This is a genomic window from Marinobacter sp. AC-23, from assembly GCF_001858325.1.
Classification (GTDB): domain Bacteria; phylum Pseudomonadota; class Gammaproteobacteria; order Pseudomonadales; family Oleiphilaceae; genus Marinobacter.
On the sequence record NZ_MBPP01000067.1, the window covers coordinates 135,633 to 154,195 of the forward strand.

13 protein-coding genes, 2 tRNA genes and 4 pseudogenes are annotated in these 18,563 nt (G+C 53.5%); 9 read left to right on the forward strand and 10 right to left on the reverse strand.

The window, feature by feature from the left end; all coding sequences use genetic code 11:
• Positions 1-168: 168 nt before the first annotated feature.
• On the forward strand, positions 169-1,083 hold the full coding sequence (locus BCA33_RS17365; RefSeq protein WP_071267827.1) for an AEC family transporter: 915 nt from the start codon (positions 169-171) through the stop codon (positions 1,081-1,083).
• Here BCA33_RS17365 and BCA33_RS17370 read toward each other — a convergent pair.
• A pseudogene (locus BCA33_RS17370) lies at positions 1,060-2,015 on the reverse strand (zinc ABC transporter substrate-binding protein). The gene BCA33_RS17365 and the pseudogene BCA33_RS17370 sit on opposite strands and share 24 nt — an antisense overlap.
• A 159-nt stretch (positions 2,016-2,174) precedes the next feature.
• Between BCA33_RS17370 and gltX the strand changes: the two are divergent.
• The 3 genes and pseudogenes from gltX to BCA33_RS17385 all read left to right on the forward strand — a co-directional run bounded on the left by gltX (position 2,175) and on the right by BCA33_RS17385 (position 3,928).
• A pseudogene (gene gltX / locus BCA33_RS17375) lies at positions 2,175-3,658 on the forward strand (glutamate--tRNA ligase).
• Positions 3,659-3,769: 111 nt separating this feature from the next.
• A tRNA-Ala gene (locus tag BCA33_RS17380) sits at positions 3,770-3,845 on the forward strand.
• 7 nt (positions 3,846-3,852) lie between these two features.
• Positions 3,853-3,928 (forward strand) — tRNA-Glu (locus BCA33_RS17385).
• Positions 3,929-4,001: 73 nt separating this feature from the next.
• Here the strand turns inward: BCA33_RS17385 and BCA33_RS17390 are convergent.
• Complete coding sequence (locus BCA33_RS17390) at positions 4,002-4,853, reverse strand: 6-carboxytetrahydropterin synthase (protein WP_071267829.1); 852 nt, start codon at positions 4,851-4,853, stop codon at positions 4,002-4,004.
• Between the two features lie 180 nt (positions 4,854-5,033).
• On the opposite strand from BCA33_RS17390, the gene BCA33_RS19995 reads away from it, so the two are divergent.
• Positions 5,034-5,639, forward strand: coding sequence for a nucleotidyltransferase family protein (locus BCA33_RS19995; RefSeq protein WP_292272905.1), 606 nt, complete (start codon positions 5,034-5,036; stop codon positions 5,637-5,639).
• Here the strand turns inward: BCA33_RS19995 and BCA33_RS17400 are convergent.
• The 3 genes from BCA33_RS17400 to BCA33_RS22285 form a co-directional block, all read right to left on the reverse strand.
• Positions 5,599-6,696: a response regulator gene (locus BCA33_RS17400; protein WP_071267833.1), complete on the reverse strand. Its 1,098-nt coding sequence runs from the start codon at positions 6,694-6,696 to the stop codon at positions 5,599-5,601. The two genes, BCA33_RS19995 and BCA33_RS17400, sit on opposite strands and share 41 nt — an antisense overlap.
• A gap of 156 nt (positions 6,697-6,852) precedes the next feature.
• The gene (locus tag BCA33_RS17405) at positions 6,853-8,097 is read right to left on the reverse strand and encodes an MORN repeat-containing protein (protein WP_254774553.1); all 1,245 of its coding nucleotides are present in this window, start codon (positions 8,095-8,097) and stop codon (positions 6,853-6,855) included.
• A 113-nt stretch (positions 8,098-8,210) separates the two neighbouring features.
• On the reverse strand, positions 8,211-8,465 hold the full coding sequence (locus BCA33_RS22285) for a hypothetical protein (protein ID WP_254774554.1): 255 nt from the start codon (positions 8,463-8,465) through the stop codon (positions 8,211-8,213).
• A 306-nt stretch (positions 8,466-8,771) separates the two neighbouring features.
• On the opposite strand from BCA33_RS22285, the pseudogene BCA33_RS17415 reads away from it, so the two are divergent.
• Positions 8,772-11,695: pseudogene (locus tag BCA33_RS17415) on the forward strand (insulinase family protein).
• 54 nt (positions 11,696-11,749) lie between these two features.
• Here BCA33_RS17415 and BCA33_RS17420 read toward each other — a convergent pair.
• Positions 11,750-12,565 (reverse strand): pyruvate, water dikinase regulatory protein, encoded by an 816-nt coding sequence (locus BCA33_RS17420; RefSeq protein WP_071267835.1) that lies wholly within the window; start codon positions 12,563-12,565, stop codon positions 11,750-11,752.
• 151 nt (positions 12,566-12,716) lie between these two features.
• Between BCA33_RS17420 and ppsA the strand changes: the two genes are divergently transcribed.
• Positions 12,717-15,089, forward strand: a complete 2,373-nt coding sequence (gene ppsA, locus BCA33_RS17425; protein WP_071267837.1) for a phosphoenolpyruvate synthase — start codon at positions 12,717-12,719, stop codon at positions 15,087-15,089.
• A gap of 32 nt (positions 15,090-15,121) precedes the next feature.
• Positions 15,122-15,599, forward strand: a pseudogene (rraA, locus tag BCA33_RS17430) (ribonuclease E activity regulator RraA).
• A gap of 15 nt (positions 15,600-15,614) precedes the next feature.
• On the opposite strand, the gene BCA33_RS17435 reads toward rraA, so the two are convergent.
• The 3 genes from BCA33_RS17435 to BCA33_RS17445 form a co-directional block, all read right to left on the reverse strand.
• Positions 15,615-15,905 carry a PilZ domain-containing protein gene (locus BCA33_RS17435; RefSeq protein ID WP_071267839.1) on the reverse strand — a complete coding sequence of 97 codons (291 nt, stop codon included), beginning with the start codon at positions 15,903-15,905 and terminating at the stop codon, positions 15,615-15,617.
• Positions 15,906-15,910: 5 nt separating this feature from the next.
• Positions 15,911-16,582, reverse strand: coding sequence for a TIGR04211 family SH3 domain-containing protein (locus BCA33_RS17440; protein ID WP_071267841.1), 672 nt, complete (start codon positions 16,580-16,582; stop codon positions 15,911-15,913).
• A 124-nt stretch (positions 16,583-16,706) separates the two neighbouring features.
• Positions 16,707-17,006, reverse strand: coding sequence for a YciI family protein (locus BCA33_RS17445; RefSeq protein ID WP_071267843.1), 300 nt, complete (start codon positions 17,004-17,006; stop codon positions 16,707-16,709).
• A gap of 139 nt (positions 17,007-17,145) precedes the next feature.
• Between BCA33_RS17445 and BCA33_RS17450 the strand changes: the two genes are divergently transcribed.
• Positions 17,146-18,024 carry a PHP domain-containing protein gene (locus BCA33_RS17450; protein WP_071267895.1) on the forward strand — a complete coding sequence of 293 codons (879 nt, stop codon included), beginning with the start codon at positions 17,146-17,148 and terminating at the stop codon, positions 18,022-18,024.
• On the opposite strand, the gene BCA33_RS17455 is transcribed toward BCA33_RS17450, so the two are convergent.
• Positions 18,021-18,563: a YecA family protein gene (locus BCA33_RS17455; protein ID WP_071267845.1), complete on the reverse strand. Its 543-nt coding sequence runs from the start codon at positions 18,561-18,563 to the stop codon at positions 18,021-18,023. The two genes, BCA33_RS17450 and BCA33_RS17455, sit on opposite strands and share 4 nt — an antisense overlap.

Sequence of the window (18,563 nt, forward strand, 5' to 3'; positions counted from 1 at the left end):
GCAGGCATGGCGCGTGCTGACCACTAGCGGAGATGACTGTGGGCATATGGCTTTGCACGAACAGCTGCCCCGGGACGGGTTATTGGCCATCTGTTATGCTCCGGGACTTCTCGGTTTATCGTTTGGGATAGACATTCATTATGAGTTGCTGAGGCTGGAGTATTCGGTATGCCGGTTATGGTTCAGGCGCTTGTGCCTATTTTTGCGCTGATTGTACTAGGGCACCTATTCAGGCGCTGGGCATTCCCGTCGATTGAGTTCTGGCCTCAGGCGGAGCGCTTTACCTACTACGTTCTATTCCCCGCCATGTTGGTTTATAAGCTGGGACAGGCCCGGCTGCCAGCTTCAGCCTATGGCGATACCCTCTTGCTTATTGGCTCCATGCTGCTGGTGATGACTCTGGTGTTGGTTGCTGCGCAGTTTTTCTGGCGCTGGCAGGGGCCGGTGTTTTCTTCGGTATACCAAGGTGCTATTCGGTTTAATTCCTACGTGGGCCTTGCTGCAGGGGGAATGCTGCTGGGTGATGACGGGCTGTCACTCACCGCCGTTGCGGTTGCCATCATGGTGCCACTGCTGAACCTGCTGTGTATTGTAATGTTCTCGCTGGTGGCAACTCAGGGCTCGGTTCGGCTTGCGCCCGTATTGCGCGCTATCGCATCAAACCCGCTGATAATCGGATCGGTTCTTGGTGTTATCTGGAGCTTTTTCGAGATTGGTTTTCACCCGCTTCTTGCTGGCACACTTGAGCCCCTGAGTAATCTGGCCCTGCCCATGGGGCTGATGACGGTGGGTGCAGGGCTTCAGCTTAAGGCCCTGCGAGGCGGGTCGGTGCCGTTTGTGGTGTCTTCCGTATTGAAGTTGGTGTTGTTTCCATTGATGGCTGCAGGCCTTGCTCTTCTACTGGGCCTTGAGGGCACATTAGTGCAGGTTGCGGTGCTTCTAGCCACGCTTCCAACGGCAACCTCGGCTTATATCCTAGCTCGGCAACTAGGCGGCGATGCGCCGCTAATGGCGGGCATAATCAGTGGCCAGACGCTTCTGGCCATCGTGTCCATTCCATTAATGCTCAGTATTCTCTGGTAAACATTTGAATACAGCATCGGCGATGCTTTGTTGGAAAGCTGTGTAACCGTTCGCGGTTGCATCAATATCTGTGGCCAGCGGGTCCCAGGTACTGAATGTCACGTCCAGCCCTTCGGTTATGGAGTGCCACCATTGCCGATTGAATTGTGGCTCAGTGAGCAGGCAGGGATGATCTGCACTGCGCAACTTGTTTTGAACACCGGCAATGTGCCGGGCTCCCGGCGACAGCTCCGGGTTGAGTGTCAGTACGCCCTCAACGTTCAAATTGTAATGCCCCGCAAACCGGGTGAAAGCACTGTGGTACGCAAACAGGCTGGCATTCTGTAGGGGTTTCAGCTGCGTACGGATCTGCTCTTCTTTGGCTGCAATGGATGCCCGGAATGTTTCCAGGTTGTTATCCAGGGCCAGTTTGTTTGCTCCTTCCAGTTGCGCCAGGGCATCGCGGATGGCTTCTGCATGGTAAGTGCCATTTGCGGATCTACCCAGATGTGCGGATCTTCATCGCCCCCGTGGCCATGCTCATGGCTTTCGCCTTCATGGTCGCGTGGTAGGTCGGCAGCGTCCACGTGTCCAGCGTCGGAGCCAGGCCCCATAAGTGTGATTGAACGATCACCAAATTCGCTGCCGGTTAGCAGGCGGCTTAAGAAGGTTTCCATTTCCGGGCCTACCCAGAAAATAATATCTGCGTTTTCCAGTGCCCGGCGCTTCGAGGGTGTCATGGAGTAATTGTGAGGGCTCGAACCTGCTGGTACCAAGGTGCTTGTGTGCATGTCGTCTGTAGCTATAGCGCGCACTAAAAGCTCCAGTGGCTTTATGGAGGTCAGTATGTGGGGCTCTGCAAGAGCGCTATTGCAATAGAGAAGCGCGCTGGCGCTCAGGGCTAAAGAGGTTACTGTTTTGGCGAAGCGCATGGTGGCGGGAGTCTGATTCATTTGGAATGTTATAATATAACAATATTGATGGTGAGGCTACAAAATTTCAAGTGCCGCAAAGGATCAGTGCAATGATACCCTTGGTGGTCATGCGAAATATTGCCGGGGCCGGTATAATGCTTGGCTTATCAAACGGCCACCGATCTTCAGGAAGGTTTCATGACTGTACGTACCCGAATTGCCCCATCACCCACCGGTGATCCACACGTTGGTACCGCTTACGTGGCCCTGTTCAACCTGTGTTTTGCTCGGCAGCATGGCGGACAATTCATTCTGCGTATAGAAGATACGGATCAAGCACGCAGCACGGCGGAATCCGAACAGGATATCCTCAGTGCATTACGCTGGCTTGGCCTGAACTGGGATGAAGGCCCCGATGTAGGCGGGCCTCATGGGCCGTATCGCCAATCTGAACGCAAACATTCGTACGCCCAGTACGCGGAAGACCTGGTTACGGCTGGCCATGCATTTTATTGTTTCCGCACCCCAGAAGAGCTGGATACCATTCGTGAGGAGCGCAAGGCACAAGGCCTGAACCCTGGTATTAAAGGGAATCTTGAAATCTCTCAAGAAGAGGTCAAGCGCCGCCTGGATGCCGGTGAATCCTACGTCATTCGCATGAAAGTACCCGATGAGGCACCTGCGAAATAGATGACATGCTCCGGGGCACCATTGAAATCGATTGGGCACAGGTGGATTGTCAGATTCTGTTGAAATCCGATGGCATGCCGACTTACCACCTGGCTAACGTGGTTGACGACCATTTGATGGAAATCACCCACGTGCTGCGTGGTGAGGAGTGGATTAACTCTGCTCCCAAGCACAAACTTTTGTATGAGTATTTTGGCTGGGAAATGCCAGTGCTTTGCCATCTTCCGCTGCTGCGTAACCCGGATAAGAGCAAACTGTCCAAACGCAAAAACCCCACCAGCATTAACTTTTACGAGCGTATGGGCTTTTTGCCAGAAGCCGTTACCAACTACCTGGGACGCATGGGCTGGTCCATGCCGGATGAGCGCGAAAAGTTCACTCTGGATGAAATGATCGCAAACTTCGACATTCAACGAGTGTCCCTCGGTGGTCCGGTTTTCGATGTGGAGAAACTGCGTTGGCTCAACGGCCAGTGGTTGCGCGACGAACTAACAGAAGATCAGTTTGTCGAGCGCATGCGCCAGTGGTGGTTCAATGACGACGCGCTTAAAGCTTTGGTGCCGCATATCAAGGGCAGGGCAGAAGTGTTCTCTGATGTGGCGCCCATGGCCGGGTTTATGTTCTCTGGCATGCTGGACCTGAAGTCGGAAGACTTTGCTCACCATAAACTGGAGGAAAGTCAGATCAAGCGGGTACTCCAGTTCACCTTGTGGAAGTTGGAAGCGCAGCGCCATTGGAGCAAGGACACTATCTTTGCCGATATCAAATTCCTGGCCAAAGCCATGGATTTGAAAATGGGTGACTTCATGTTTTCTGTGTTTGTTGCCATTGCAGGCACTCCAAATTCCTGGTCTGTTATGGATTCGATGGACATGCTGGGCCCGGACATGACCCGTGCCCGTTTGCGTAAAGCTTTGGAATTGCTGGGTGGTTTTTCCAAGAAAGAAACCAAGAAGGTGGAAAAAGAGTACGCAGCGCTGGGTGCTTCGTAGGCATTTTGGTGAAGAAATGAACGGTATGGGCAGGGAAGTTCAGAAAACTGAAAAAAAGTGGGGCTAAAGGTTGACGCCCGTAGGGCGGATCCTTAGTATACGCATCCGTTGGGGGCCATAGCTCAGCTGGGAGAGCGCAACACTGGCAGTGTTGAGGTCGACGGTTCGATCCCGTCTGGCTCCACCAATTTCTAGTCCCCTTCGTCTAGTGGCCTAGGACTCCGCCCTTTCACGGCGGCAACAGGGGTTCGAACCCCCTAGGGGACGCCAATACGGCTTGACGGTTTAGTCCACCGGATAGCCATCAAAAAAACCGCCTTCGGGCGGTTTTTTTGTGCCTGTATTAACGTGAGGCTATGGCGCCTTTGCCAACGCCTTCGTAGGCTTTCACCAGAATAGTGTCTGATGGGAAATCTGCTTTTAGCTGATCAGCAATGTGTGCGGCAATGAACTCGACTGTGGTATCTGTGTTCATCATGTAAACGCGCTTTTCAGGCAGGGTCAGGGCAAACTCGCCCTGGTTGGCTTCATATTCAAAGGTTATGTAAGCCACGCCGTCTTCTTCAACATGGCGGCGTACGACATCTTCCTCAGAGCCCACATAGATGTCTTGCCATAGCTTGGCCCAAGAGTGTTCCAGCTCTTCATCGCGTTTTCCATTGCGGTCAACGCGAATAGGTGAGCGGTGGCCGTGGGCTATGCGCTGGCAATTTCCCAAGTGCTTTTTCAAGCCATGAACATAGTGATAGTAAGCGCCTTCAATGGCGTCCTCCCGAAGATTGATCGCCACGGAGGTTACGTTCGCTGGTAGCACGGCCATCAACTCACGCTCAAGCAATGCAGCCACTTCAGCTTTATCAACTCGTTCTGCGCAGAGCCATACGATGGCTTCATCCGGTGAACGATGCACAATGTGGCTGCCGTCGGTAAGGGCCCAAGTGAAAATGTCGGGTGTGTCCTGATCCCAAGAGAGGCCTTCATAGCCTCGGGGGATCACCAATCGGTGATCCACACGCTCGTCGATAATGCGCTTTATAGTGCGCTTCACATTGCTGAAATCGAATACCATGCCCTGGTCATCAAGCTCACCTCCTAGTACAACGTCGGCAATCCAGCTCTCGCCTACCAGCCCACGGGTGGCGTCTAGATAAGCGAAATCAATAACGGTGAGGTTGTCTACAAACAGGTGGTTCATCAAATTTCCGGGCAGGTATGGTTGAATGATGTGAGGATTCTAGCAAAAATCCCCAATGAGTGGCCGATCAGGCTTTTGGTCTGAGTCGATTTTTGCCACTGTTTTCATTTTCATCTGTTAATCAGGAGCGACATCATAACTGCCTCTCGCCATGACATCGATCAGGAATTTCCGGCACTTATTCTCGCAGCTGGTGCTTCCCGGCGTTTTGGGCGCCCCAAGGCGCTGCTTGCTCTGAGTGAAGGCGATGGGCGCAAGCGTACGCTGCTGGATTGTGCGATTGGCCAGGGCAGGTTGCTCAGCCGGGATGTACGCGTTGTGTGCGGTGCATGGTATCCGTTGGTTCGCTTTCGCTGTCGTATGCAGCCTTCTCGGTGGGTGCCCGTAGCTGATTGGAATGAGGGGGTGGCCACCTCATTGGCGGCGGGTATTCGCAGCGTAGGGCCGCGAGCAAAGGGTGTGTTTGTGTTGGTTGCAGATCAACCACTGCTTGACAAAGAGGCCCTCAGGGCTTTTGGCGAGGCAGCGAGATGCTTCCCTGGGTTACCGGCTGCGGCGGATTATGGGCGGCGCCCGGGTGTTCCCGCTTATTTGCCTAGGTGGCTATGGCCTGAGGTACTGGCACTGGAGGGAGATAGGGGGGCTGGCAGCGTGCTGGCTAAAGCTAAGGCTACCCGGCTGAATATTCCGGGTGTCCATGAAGACATAGACACGCCAGAAGATTGGGCAAGGATTCGCGAGGCGCTTAGCCGAATAGGCCTGCAAGCCAGGCAATTCCCAGACTAAACACGCCAAGACTAACGGCTAGCCCTACGGTGTAAATTCTGGAGGATGCGGAGCGCTGCTGCGCCACAAATAAGTCAATCGTGCGCTGCGCAATGTCTTCAGCTGTCTCGCGGGAGATTTCGTGGGCTTGCTGTATGGCTTCAGATTGCAGTGTCTGCCAGAACTCAGTATCGATGGTCTGAACGCTGGTTATGTGGTCTTTCAGCTCAGCCATGTGGTTGCCGGTGAAGCCAGAGTTTCGCGAGAGCTCCTTTTTGAGATCCGCAAGTTCCCGGCCCAGATTGAGGTTTACCTCGGCTGCTACTTCATCACGCAGATTTTGGGTGCGCTGCTCTACCATTGAGCTCATGGCATTCAGGCGCTCTTCAATCATGCTTTCTTGCTTGCTGCGGGATTCATCCAGGGCCCGCTTCAGGTGATCGAACTGCTCATCAAACAAAGAGCTAAGTAGTTCGTGAAGGCGGTTATTGACGTGAGTTTTGACAGCAGAGCGGGAAATTTGCTCGATCAGGTCGCTTGTGAGGGGCACGGTGCCAGATGAGCTGCTGCCATTGAGCACTGGCTCGTCTTCCGTTTGGCGTGGTGACATGTCCAGCGACGCGTCTTCTGGGATCCCTGTGAAGTAGTTGTCCACTTCGGGCTCTGAATCAATCAGGGGTGCGGTGGGTAACGCCCCCTCGGTTACGTCGATTGCCAACTGCTCGAGCACCAAGCCTAGCCCGTCAGGTTGTGTTGGTTTGGTCAGAATGTTGTAGACCCCAAAATTTCTCGCTTCTTTTGTGAACGAAGACGACTTTTGAGAGGTACACATAATGATCGGTATGCCAGCGGTGTTCGGGTTGCTCTTGATAGCCTTGGTGGCTTCCACGCCGTTCATTCCAGGCATCAGATGATCCATAAAAATGACATCCGGATGCTCATTGCTACTGAGAAAGTCCAGAGCCTCTTCGGCAGAGCAGGCCATGTTCACCTGCATGTCACGGTGTTCCAGCAATTTGCTTAGTGCAAACCTGGCCACCTTGGAGTCGTCTACCAAAAGAGCATTTTTGATCGCCATCTCACTACCTCAAGCTGTTACTTCAATCGCGTTGGATATCGGGCTAGAGTTACCAGCCTTCCAATTTCGGGCACTGTGTTGCCCTGTAGCTTTTGTCCCGATAACACACGCCGGGCTCTGACGTACGGGCGGTGAACAACTCACCGGCCGCTGTGGTCAGGCGTACCTGCCATAGGGTTCACCGTGGCGGAAAGTTGCCTCGATAGAGCTGCCATTCGGGTTGCTTAGTAAACCATTTCCGTGGAACTTGCCTTCGATGTATTCGCCTTCGTATTTCTTGCCGTTGGCAAAAACTTCCGAGCCGCTGCCATGGAAGGTGCCATTGGAAAAGTCGCCTTCATAATGGCGGCCATCGGGGTAGGTGAGAGTGCCGCGTCCGTGGAAGTCGCTGTTGCGGAAGTTTCCTACGTATAGCATGCCCTCGGCGGTGGCCTGGGACCCATGGCCGTTCAGCCGCCCCTGTGACCATTGTCCGGTCAGGATATCACCATTGGTAAGCGTGAGCGTACCCTGGCCATGAAACGCATTTTCCTTAAACTGGCCGGTATAATTAGAGCCGTCTGCTTCGCGCCACACGCCTTCGCCGGTGCGCTTGCCGTCCTCCCAGTCGCCTTCATAACGGCTGCCATCGGGGTACCACGCTGCCCCTGCGCCGTGAAAGGCGCCGTCTATAAAATGACCTTCGTATCTTAGGCCGTCGCTGTCTTCATAGGTTCCGTCACCGGTTTTTACACCACCTACCCAAGAGCCGTTCTGGTAGTTGACGGTGGTGTAGGCTTCCAGTTTGCCTACCAGCGTAAGCTCATTGCCGGCACCTAATGCGACAGTTTGTTGCCAGGGTTTGAAGCCAGCCTTACTTATCGTAATGTCATATTTCCCGGGGGCCAGCTCAAGATCGAGGCGAGTTTGGCCATAAGCTTTGCCATTTATGTCAACATGATCTCCCACTACGTTCGAGCGCAGAATAAGAGCGCCGGTAGTTGGGGTTGGGGTTGGGGCCTGAGCCTCCTCGGGAGCGGGTTTTTGTGCAACCGCCGTGTAGTCGCCCATGGCGGCTAGGGGCTCAGCTGAAGCAACTTGAAGGGGTTCTTCCGGGAACTGGGGCATGCGGAAAGGCTCAATGCTAACTGCTGGTTGTTCCGGTTCAGCTTCAGGTTTGATCGCGGTCTCGGCTACAGTCTCAACTGCAGGCGCGGGATCAGCGATCGGAGCCTCGGCAATGGCTGGTGGTGGGAGCTCCGCCGCTGGTTTGCGGACCGCCTTTGGCGATTGGCTGTTTTGCACAGTTTGCTGAGTAGTTTCTTCAGTGGGTAACTCATCACGAACCGACGCAAAGCCAGCCGTAACCAAAAGCATAAGAGCCAGAGCATTCAAAAATAGAAGTGGTCTGAAATCGACCATGGCGGAACCTCTTAATCCAGCATTCTACAAATTCGGTAGCCGTTTCATCTTAACCAGCGAATGCCAGGATATGTAACAGAAAGTGTCTGAACTTGACGAGAATGCTGGCTAAATCACACTTTGGCCGGAAGTTGATCATGGTTGAGTTGCTCCCATGCCCGCATGTAAACATCGGCCTCGTATTCGTAGGGCGACCGGAACGGGGTGAGAACAAAATCAAAGATCAGAAAGAAAAAGCCAACAGAGGCCCACGCAATAGCCAGAGTGCTGAGTGTTGTAGCCTGAACTTCGGGGTTGGCGCTCACGAAATCTTGCAGCAGAGGGATTAAATCCGACGCCATAACAACCGGGTTGAAGCTTGCGAGCACGAAGGTACCCAGAAAACCATAAAGACGGGGAAGAAGCCAAACGACCAGAGCAGGCGGCGTGCCAGATAGATGAAAACCTCGCGCCAGAAGCGCTGTCTGACCTCCGGAGATTTTTGGATGCGCTCAAGATATTGTCGACGTTCTGCCCAATAGGCGGCCACTTCGGGAGCCTGCGCGGCGGTTTTGAGGCCTGAGGGTGTGTTCATGGGTCTGGGTGCTGCCTTATCTCTGTGGGACGCGTACATGATAATTGATACTACGTGTTACCCTGTCATTCTCCAATTGTTTAACGACAGGATAGTTTGAATGGCTGCAGTGATCGATAACGCAACCCATCCGGCTTTTGAGAAGCTTCGCAGTCACCGGATAGATACGCTCAATCTTGATGTTGAAGAGTATCGCCACAAAAAAACCGGTGCCCGCCACCTCCATCTTGCGGCGGATAACGACGAAAACGTATTTTTTGTGGCGCTGAGAACCTTTCCGATGGATTCGACCGGCGTTGCTCATGTGCTTGAGCACACGGCGCTGTGCGGCAGTGAACGCTACCCGGTTCGCGATCCGTTTTTCATGATGATTCGCCGCTCGCTCAATACGTTTATGAACGCGTTCACCAGCAGCGATTGGACGGCTTATCCGTTCGCGAGCATGAACCGCAAAGATTTTGACAATCTTTTGTCGGTTTATATGGACTCGGTGTTTTTCTCCAAGTTGGATCCCCTGGACTTCGCCCAGGAAGGTCACCGGCTGGAATTTGAGAAGCCAGATGACCCAAGCACAGACCTAGTGTACCGGGGTGTTGTGTATAACGAGATGAAAGGTGCCATGAGCGCGCCCACCTCACAACTTTGGCAGAACCTGAGTAGCCACCTGTTCCCGACCACTACTTACCATTACAACAGCGGCGGGGAACCGGATCATATCGTTGATTTGAGTTACGACGACCTGATCCGTTTTTATCGGCATCATTACCACCCGAGCAATGCGATTTTTGCCACCTATGGCAACATTCCGGCCCATGAGCACCACGAACGGTTTGAAGAGCTTGCGCTCAAGCGTTTCGACAAACTGGATATCGAATTGCCAGTGCGCGATGAGAAGCGCATGTACGCACCGGTTCGTGTGGAACAGGGCTACGGCGTAAGTGAAGGTGAAGACACGGATAACAAAACTCACATTGTTGTGGGCTGGTTGCTGGGTCACAGCTTTGATCTGCAGGAAAACCTGGAAGGGCAGTTGTTGTCTGCTGTATTGCTGGAAAACAGCGCTCCCCACTGATGCGAGCGCTGGAAACAACGGATATTGGTCTTGCGCCTTCTCCTATGTGCGGGCTGGAAGATTCCAACCGGGAAATGACGTTTGTCTGTGGCATTGAAGGCAGTGAGCCCGAGAAGCAAAAAGATCTGGAAGGCCTACTCGAAAGCACGCTTCAGAAAGTTGTTGATGATGGCGTCAGCGAGGAGCGCTTGGAAGCCATTCTTCATCAGCTGGAATTGCACCAGCGTGAAATTGCCGGGGACAGCTTCCCCTATGGTCTGCAGCTAATTATGAGCGCGATTTCGCCCATGGTTCACGGGGGCGATCCCGTTGAGTTGCTTGATTTGGAGCCTGTGCTTGCAACCTTGCGGGAAAAAATTCGTGATCCCCAGTACATTCCCGGGCTTATTCGCAACAAGCTGCTGAATAACCCGCATAGGGTAACGCTCACGCTGCGCCCGGATGACCAGCTGGATGCACGTCGCCAGCAAGCGATCCGTGAAGCTCTCGCCAAGCGCAAGGCAGAGCTTTCCAGCGAAGAAGTCACCCAGATCGTTGAGCGCGCGCAAGCGCTGGAAGAGCGCCAGATGCGCAAGGATGACGACTCCATTTTGCCGAAAGTGGATCTCACCGATGTGCCGCTGCAAATGCCGGAACCCGAGGGTCGGTTTGATGGTGAAATTTCTGCAACTGTTTTTGCGCGGGGCACCAACGGCCTGATTTACGAGCAGGTGGTACTTCCTCTGCCGGATCTGACCGAAGAAGAGTTGCTGTTGCTGCCGTATTACAGTGCCCTGATTTCGGAAGTTGGTTGTGGCGATCTGGACTACCTGCAGATGCAGGATAGAATTTCAGCCGAATCTGGAGGTATTGGTGCCTCCTTCACCGCCAAAGGCCGTATTGATGACGTTCAGGCTCTGTCGGGTTATATGATTTTCAGCGGTAAGGCGTTGGCTCGCAATCGAATGGCACTGACTAAGCTGCTTCGGGACGTATATACCAGCGCCCGCTTTGATGAGACAGATCGCATTCGGGAAATCATTGCCCAGATTCGTGCTCGTCGTGAACAGGCGGTCACAGGCAGTGGTCACGCGCTGGCCATGGGTGCCGCAGCACAAGGCCTAAGTACTGGCTCCTGGTTGGCGTTCCGTCTTGGAGGCCTGGCAGGTATTCGGGGCACCAAAGAATTGGATCAGTCCTTGAAGGATCCGGCTGCGCTTGATGCGTTTTGCCAGAGCCTTGCCAAGCTGCACAGCCGAATTCGCAAGCAGGCGCGGGAGTTCCTGGTCATTGGCGAGGAAGAGCACCTTCCGGCTCTGATCGACGACCTTAAATCCTGCTGGCAGGATGAAGAAGGCGTTGAATCGTCGCGCTGGAGCATGGAGCCCGTTAGCTTTGAGACTCGCGAAGCCTGGCTAACCTCTACCCAGGTTAACTTCTGCGCTCGCGCATACAGTACGGTGCCAATTGATCATCCGGATGCGGCTGCGCTAACCGTGCTGGGCGGCTTCCTGCGTAACGGCTATCTGCACAGAGCCATTCGTGAAAAAGGGGGCGCATACGGTGGCGGCGCGGCTCAAGATAGCGTGAATGGTAACTTCCGCTTTTTCTCCTATCGCGACCCACGGTTGGCGGAAACCCTTGAGGACTTCGACAACGCGTTGCTATGGCTTCAGGAAACTGACCATGAATATCAGGAACTGGAAGAGTCTATTCTTGGGGTGATTGGGCAGTTGGATCGTCCGCGTTCCCCAGCGGGTGCTGCACGCCATGCCTTCCACAATAAACTGTTCGGGCGCAGCCCAGAGCAGCGGGCACGCTTTAGAGAGCGAGTATTATCGGTAACCCTTGAGGATCTCAAGCGGGTTGCAACCACTTGGCTGGTGCCGGAAAAGGCAAGCACGGCCGTGGTAACAGGCCCTGAAAACCGCAGTTTGGTTGAAGGGCTTGGCTTGAGCATTCAGGAACTGTAAGTAAACAGTAGGCAGGCCGGTCGCGGTCTGCCTACTTACTTCTGCAATGAGCCTTTAGCGATTCCGCTTCAAGCCCGTGGTCACCATGATGCGCGTCGAGATTTCTTCCACAGAATAGGATGTGGTGTTCAGAAACGGAATGCGCTCCCTTCGGTAAATCAGTTCAATTTCTTCAATTTCGAGCATGCACTGCTTGATGGACGAGTAACGAGAATTAGGGCGCCGCTCATTGCGAATGGTGGCCAGTCTCTCAGGTTCAATCGTCAGGCCGAAGATCTTTTCCTTGTGGGGTCGCAGTGCCTTGGGCAACTGTTGGTCTGACAGATCCTCTTCAGTAATTGGGTAGTTGGCGGCTTTGACACCATACTGCAGCGCGAGATACAAACAGGTGGGGGTTTTGCCGCTGCGCGATGCGCCTACAAGAATCAGATCCGCCTCATCATAATGCCGTGTGCGGGCTCCATCATCGTTGTCCAGTGCGAAGTTCACAGCGTGAATACGGCGCTCATAGACGCCTTCGTTGTTGATCGCGTGGGATTTGCCAACGGAGTAGGATGAGGACGACTGCAACTCGGTTTCCAGTGGGCTCAGGAAAGTCCCGAATATGTCCACCATAAAACCTTGCGCATCTGAGATAATGTCACGGATAGCGCTGTCTACAATGGTGTCGAAGATCAGCGGTCGGGCGCCATCGATTTCTGTGGCTGTGTTTATGCGTTTAACCATGTCCCGGGCTTTTTCAACGTCGTCGATATAGGGTACGGTTATGCGCTCAAATTCAATTTTTTCGAATTGGGCCAATAGGCTATGGCCGAGAGCCTCGGCGGTCAGGCCGGTGCCATCGGAAATAAAGAAGGCTGTACGTTTCATGGTGTTGTTCCGGCTCCCTAGGTAAAATCCGAAGGTTACAGTATCATACACGCCAAGTTAGAGACTCCGCAGTGGTTGTTATCCGCTTTTTACGCTTGATACCGCTGGCCCGGTTTTATTCTTTGTTATACAGATTCGAGGGAGACACGCTTTGGAAGATTACATAATCTGGTTTGATCACCTAGGAATGACCGATGTTGACCGGGTAGGTGGCAAAAACGCTTCCCTCGGTGAAATGATCAGTAATCTCGCCAATGCCGGTGTGACTGTTCCCGGAGGTTTCGCCACAACCTCGCATGCATACCGTGAGTTTCTGGCCAAAGATGGCCTGAAAGACAAGATCGACAACGTCCTCGATAAGCTCGATATTAACGACGTGAACGAACTGGCACGTGTTGGTGCGAAGATCCGCCAATGGGTTATTGACACGCCCTTTCCAGATGCATTGGAAAGCGCGCTCAAAGAAGCCTATAACGCGATATTGAATGGCAACGACAAGATGGCCGTTGCCGTGCGTTCGTCTGCTACGGCGGAAGACTTGCCCGATGCCTCCTTTGCCGGGCAGCAAGAAACCTTTCTGAACGTGGTTGGCCTTGAACAGGTCCGCACATCTGTAAAGGAAGTGTTCGCCTCACTGTTTAACGATCGTGCTATTTCCTATCGTGTTCATCATGGTTTTGATCACAAGCTTGTGGCCTTGTCAGCCGGCATCCAGAAAATGGTGCGCAGTGAAACAGCCTCCAGTGGTGTTATGTTTACGCTGGATACGGAATCAGGCTTCCGGGACGTTGTGTTTATTACCGGCTCTTATGGCCTTGGTGAAACAGTGGTTCAGGGCGCAGTTAACCCGGACGAGTTTTACGTCCACAAGCCTACTCTTGATGCAGGTAGGCCAGCCGTGTTGCGCCGCAACCTCGGCAGCAAAGCCATCAAAATGATCTATCACCCCGATCCAGCCAGCGGGCAGCTGGTGGAAACCGTTAAAGTGAACCCGGAAGAGCGCGGCCGGTTCTGTATTACAGATGCCGAAGTCGAAGAGTTGGCCAGGCAGGCCATGATCATTGAGAAGCACTATCAGCGCCCCATGGACATCGAGTGGGCCAAAGACGGCGATGACGGCAAAATTTATATCGTTCAGGCGCGCCCGGAAACGGTTAAAAGCCGGGCGTCTGCCAATGTGATGGAGCGCTATCTGCTGAATGAAACCGGCACAGTGCTGGTGGAAGGGCGCAGCATTGGCCACAAGATTGGTGCAGGTCCGGTCAAGATCATTACCAGCATAAAGGAAATGGATCGCGTGCAGGCCGGCGATGTGCTGGTTACCGACATGACAGACCCGGATTGGGAACCGGTCATGAAGCGCGCTTCTGCGATTATTACGGATCGCGGTGGTCGTACCTGCCACGCAGCTATCATTGCCCGCGAATTAGGTATTCCCGCTGTTGTAGGTTGTGGCGATGCCACTGAACAGTTGAGAGACGGCCAAGAGGTGACTGTATCCTGTGCTGAAGGTGACACCGGCCTGATTTATGAAGGCGCCTTGGACTTTGAGCTGCGTGAAAATACCGTAGATTCCATGCCTGCTATTCCGTTCAAGATCATGATGAACGTGGGTAACCCGGATCGAGCCTTTGATTTTCAGTCGCTGCCCAACGAAGGGGTGGGCCTGGCTCGCCTTGAGTTCATTATTAACCGTATGATCGGTGTACACCCGAAGGCGCTTCTCAACTTTGACGGCCTGCCCGGAGATATCAAGCAGACCGTGGAAAAGCGCATTTCCGGTTATAGCTCTCCAGTGGACTTCTATGTCGACAAACTGGTAGAGGGGATTTCTACCCTGGCAGCAGCGTTCTCACCCAAGAAGGTGATTGTGCGTTTGTCCGACTTTAAGTCCAATGAGTACGCCAACCTGATTGGCGGCACTTTGTATGAGCCAGACGAAGAAAACCCAATGCTTGGTTTCCGTGGCGCCTCGCGCTATATCTCGGAAACGTTTCGCGACTGCTTTGAGCTGGAGTGCCGTGCGCTCAAACGAGTACGCAATGAAATGGGCTTCACCAACGTAGAAGTTATGGTTCCGTTCGTGCGTACCGTGGGCGAGGCGGAGCAGGTGGTTAGTCTGCTGGCGGAGAATGGCCTGAAGCGTGGTGAAAATGGCCTGCGCTTGATCATGATGTGCGAGCTGCCAGCCAACGCCATACTTGCAGACCAGTTCCTTGAGCATTTCGATGGCTTCTCAATTGGCTCCAACGATTTAACTCAGCTGACGCTCGGCCTGGATCGTGATTCGGGCATTATCGCGCATCTGTTTGATGAGCGTAACGACGCTGTTAAGGCGCTTCTCTCCAACGCCATTCAGGCGTGTAGAAAGGCCGGTAAGTACATAGGTATCTGCGGTCAGGGCCCGTCTGATCACCCGGATCTTGCAAAATGGTTGATGGATCAGGGAATTGATTCGGTATCCCTGAACCCGGATTCGGTGCTGGATACCTGGATCTTCCTGGCGGATGAGAAAATCGACTGAAACCAATCCTGCGCGTAAAGGAGAAAGGTAACGTGGCAACAATTATTACCCCAGACCTGTGTGACGAATTTCCAGAAGTGAGCGTCGTTGCACCCGGCTTTAATAACTATGGCGGAATTAAGGCCTTCGGTGGCGAAATCGTTACCGTAAAGTGCTTTGAAGACAATTCTGTTGTTAAAGAGCAGGTGGGCTTGCCCGGCAAGGTCGAGTCATGGTTGTAGACGGTGGCGGTTCAATGCGTCACGCACTGCTTGGCGATATGCTGGCGGAGAAGGCTGCCAGTAACGGCTGGGCCGGACTAATTATTTATGGTTGTGTGCGGGATGTTGACGAGATTGGCAAGACAGATCTTGGGTACAGGCTTTAGCTACGTATCCCCGGAAAAGTGAGAAGCGCGGCCTGGGTGATCTGGATGTACCCGTGACGTTTCACGGCGTAACCTTCCAGCCAGGCCACTACGTATATGCCGACAACAACGGAATTGTTGTGTCAGAAAAGCCCTTGGTTTAAAGCCAGGGCAGAAGGCTAGCGGGTGACTTCGCTGATATTGGCTCCCAGCAGAAAGCCGTCGCCCTCCGGTTCACACCGGATGACCTCACAGATAGTCTCCAGCGGAGGGAACTGATCACTACTTGGATGTAGTATCGTGGTCAGTTCCTCCCCAACGGCTACAGGCTTGCTTACAAACAGCTGCATGCCCGTGGCACTGAGATCCCTGCAAGTACCTGCGAAGGTGTCGCCTTTGCTGTCAGTGATCTCGATTTCCGATTCAACCTGCATGCGATGAAAATCGCGTTTTTCCGAATAGTCCTTCATAAGGTTTACGCCCAGTTATCGGTTTTTCTTGTGGGTTTGAGCATCGGAATAATCAGTGCAAGAAAGACTCCGCCAAGTACGAGACCAGCTCCTACCAGCATGAAATCAGATTCCTTGCCGGCTTCCAGTCGTTCGTTTTCAGCTGTTAGCACTTCCAGGTCATTGCGCAGCTTCTGGTTCTCTTCCAGTAGTTCACCATTTCGTCGCTCCAGATTAATTGAGTTTGAAGCAATGTTCTTGATGCGCCTGAGTTCTTGCTGCAGCTCCTCGGAGCGGGTTGAGAGTGATGATTCTGCATTGCTGAGGGTGTCTCGCTCGCTGGAGACATCATTAAGCTGATCTTTGAGTGAAGACAGCTCGGTTTTCGCTTGTTCAAGCTGTCTGCTTACAGTTTTTAGCCTGTCTGCCGCAATAGGTGTGTCACTGAGGTACTGGCTTGAAACCCATCCGTCGTTGCCCTTTGGCGTGCGTACACGGGTATAACCGGAGTCTGAGGTTTCGATCACTTCCATGGCTGTTCCGCTGGGAACAGCATTCTCGATGATTCGATACTGGGAGCCTGCACCTGAGCGGACAGGAAGGTAGAGTTGATCATCAACCCAGACGGTTTTCGCCTGAGCCGCTGCGATAGAGGACAATATAAAAAGCGCACTGATGGCAAGGCGAAAAAGCGTCACTGGCAAGGTTCCCAAAAGATTCGATTAAAAACACGTTGTTATCAAAACCGCAATTTTGTCACAGATATGCAGTCGTTCAAGCGCTCTGTCATTACAATAAGCTCATGGAAGTCTATTGGTTGTTTCAGGGTAGAACGACTTTAAACGGTTTAACGACCACTTTACGATAAACGCCCGCATCCACATAGGGGTCGTTGTCTGCCCAAGCTTGAGCCTCGACCAGGGAGTCGAACTCTGCCACCACAAGGCTGCCAGAAAAGCCGGCATCGCCCGGGTCGGGCGTATCGATAATCGGATGGGGGCCTGCCAGCAGAAGCCGGCCTTCTGCCTTCAAGGTTTGCAAACGTTCAATGTGAGCAGCCTTTGCTGTTTGGCGCAAAGACAGACTGTTATCGACATCTTCACTGATAATGGCGTAATACATAGGGGCTCCGGTGTCGTGGTGTGCTTTGTAAAATAATGCATGGAGTTCATTGGCTGGTACACTGTGTCTTGGGTTCAGTGTAGCGGGCCTTGGCTCGTATCGCTGTTCACGCCGCCATTCACTCCAGTTGGGAATTTTTGTGACTATACCGCAAGAGCCTGTTTTGTGCATTGATCTGCACTGTCATAGCACCACGTCTGACGGGGCGCTTACGCCCACGGAGCTTTTGAATCGTGCGGCAGACAAAAAGGTCACGCACCTCGCCCTTACAGATCACGACACCGTGAACGGCCTGGCGGAAGCGCAAATCGCTGCAAAGGCTAACGGTGTCGTGTTGATTCCGGGTATTGAGCTTTCTTGTTTGTGGCGAAGCCGCACCATACATATTGTTGGTTTGGACTTTGATATCAACGACGGTGATTTTCGTGCTGCGCTGGAGCAACAGAACCGAAACCGCTGGGCAAGGGCAGCTATGATCACTGATCGTTTAAGTAAGCTTGCCATTCCAGACTTGCTTGAGCGTGCGACCACTGAGGCTGGGGGCGATGTACCCGGACGGCCGCACTTTGCACGAGTGATGATTGAGGAGGGTACCGTGAAGAATGCAGCCCAGGCATTCAAACGTTATCTGGGTGCCGGGAAGGTGGGCGATGTAAAGGCCTTTTGGCCGGAGCTTGAAGAGGTGGTTCAGTGGATCAATTCTGCGGGCGGGCTGGCCGTGTTGGCCCACCCCAGAAAATATCAGCTTACGGCAACAAAGCTTCGGGAGCTCACTGCGGATTTTCGCAGGGCCGGCGGTCGTGCCATTGAGGTATCTACATCCGGGCAGTCCAGTGGAGATCTGGGGTTTCTGACCGAGCTATGTATGCGGGAGAAGCTGCTCGCTTCCCAGGGGAGTGATTTTCACTTTCCCGGCGCACCTTGGTGTGAGCTTGGCCGGATTGCAAAAATGCCAGACGGGCTGGAGCCGGTCTGGCATCATTTCAAGCAAGTACCTAGTGTTAGTGCACCGGCTTAGGCCGGTGCGTGGAACAGCAGGTACAGATCTGTCAGGGAGTCTGGGATAGCGTCAGCCATCTGGCTCGACAGCTTTTCACTGTTGCGAACGTTTTGAAAGTCTTCGTCGTCGAACAGGCCCGAGAGCGTCAACATGGGCACCATTAAGTCAGCGGTGTCTTCCTCGCTTGCAGCATCCAGCCACTCATCTTCATGCTCCATGAACGTGTCTACAAAGCCCGCGCACCAGTTTTCCAGCGCGTTCATCGGATCGCCGTCTTCCGGCTCGGGTAGCTCCAGGTCCTGGCCCATATCAAGGGCCTGAGTCATGCCTCCCGCCAGGCGCGTAACGCACTGGCGGAAGATGTCCGGAATGCCACCGCCGGGTGTATCCTCAGTACCTGTTACCAGGTTGAAGATGGCTTCCACACTCAGTGTGGCCGGCCCGACAACGCTGGCGCAGACAACGCCATGGAAGCCAAAAAAGTCCAGGGCTTCGTCACCCCAAGGTTCGGCGAACAGTATGTCTTCCAGCGCTTCGATGTCGGAGTTGGATAGCAT

Bases quoted from the DNA above. Each gene is read 5' to 3' on its own strand.
- BCA33_RS17365 (WP_071267827.1), top strand. From the start codon at position 169: ATGCCGGTTATGGTTCAGGCGCTTGTGCCTATTTTTGCGCTGATTGTA.
- BCA33_RS17390 (WP_071267829.1), bottom strand. From the start codon at position 4,853: ATGAACCACCTGTTTGTAGACAACCTCACCGTTATTGATTTCGCTTAT.
- BCA33_RS17400 (WP_071267833.1), bottom strand. From the start codon at position 6,696: ATGGCGATCAAAAATGCTCTTTTGGTAGACGACTCCAAGGTGGCCAGG.
- BCA33_RS17405 (WP_254774553.1), bottom strand. From the start codon at position 8,097: ATGGTCGATTTCAGACCACTTCTATTTTTGAATGCTCTGGCTCTTATG.
- BCA33_RS17420 (WP_071267835.1), bottom strand. From the start codon at position 12,565: ATGAAACGTACAGCCTTCTTTATTTCCGATGGCACCGGCCTGACCGCC.
- BCA33_RS17435 (WP_071267839.1), bottom strand. From the start codon at position 15,905: ATGAAGGACTATTCGGAAAAACGCGATTTTCATCGCATGCAGGTTGAA.
- BCA33_RS17445 (WP_071267843.1), bottom strand. From the start codon at position 17,006: ATGTATTACGCCATTATCAGTGAAGATGTCGATAACAGTCTGTCTTTG.
- BCA33_RS17455 (WP_071267845.1), bottom strand. From the start codon at position 18,563: ATGCTATCCAACTCCGACATCGAAGCGCTGGAAGACATACTGTTCGCC.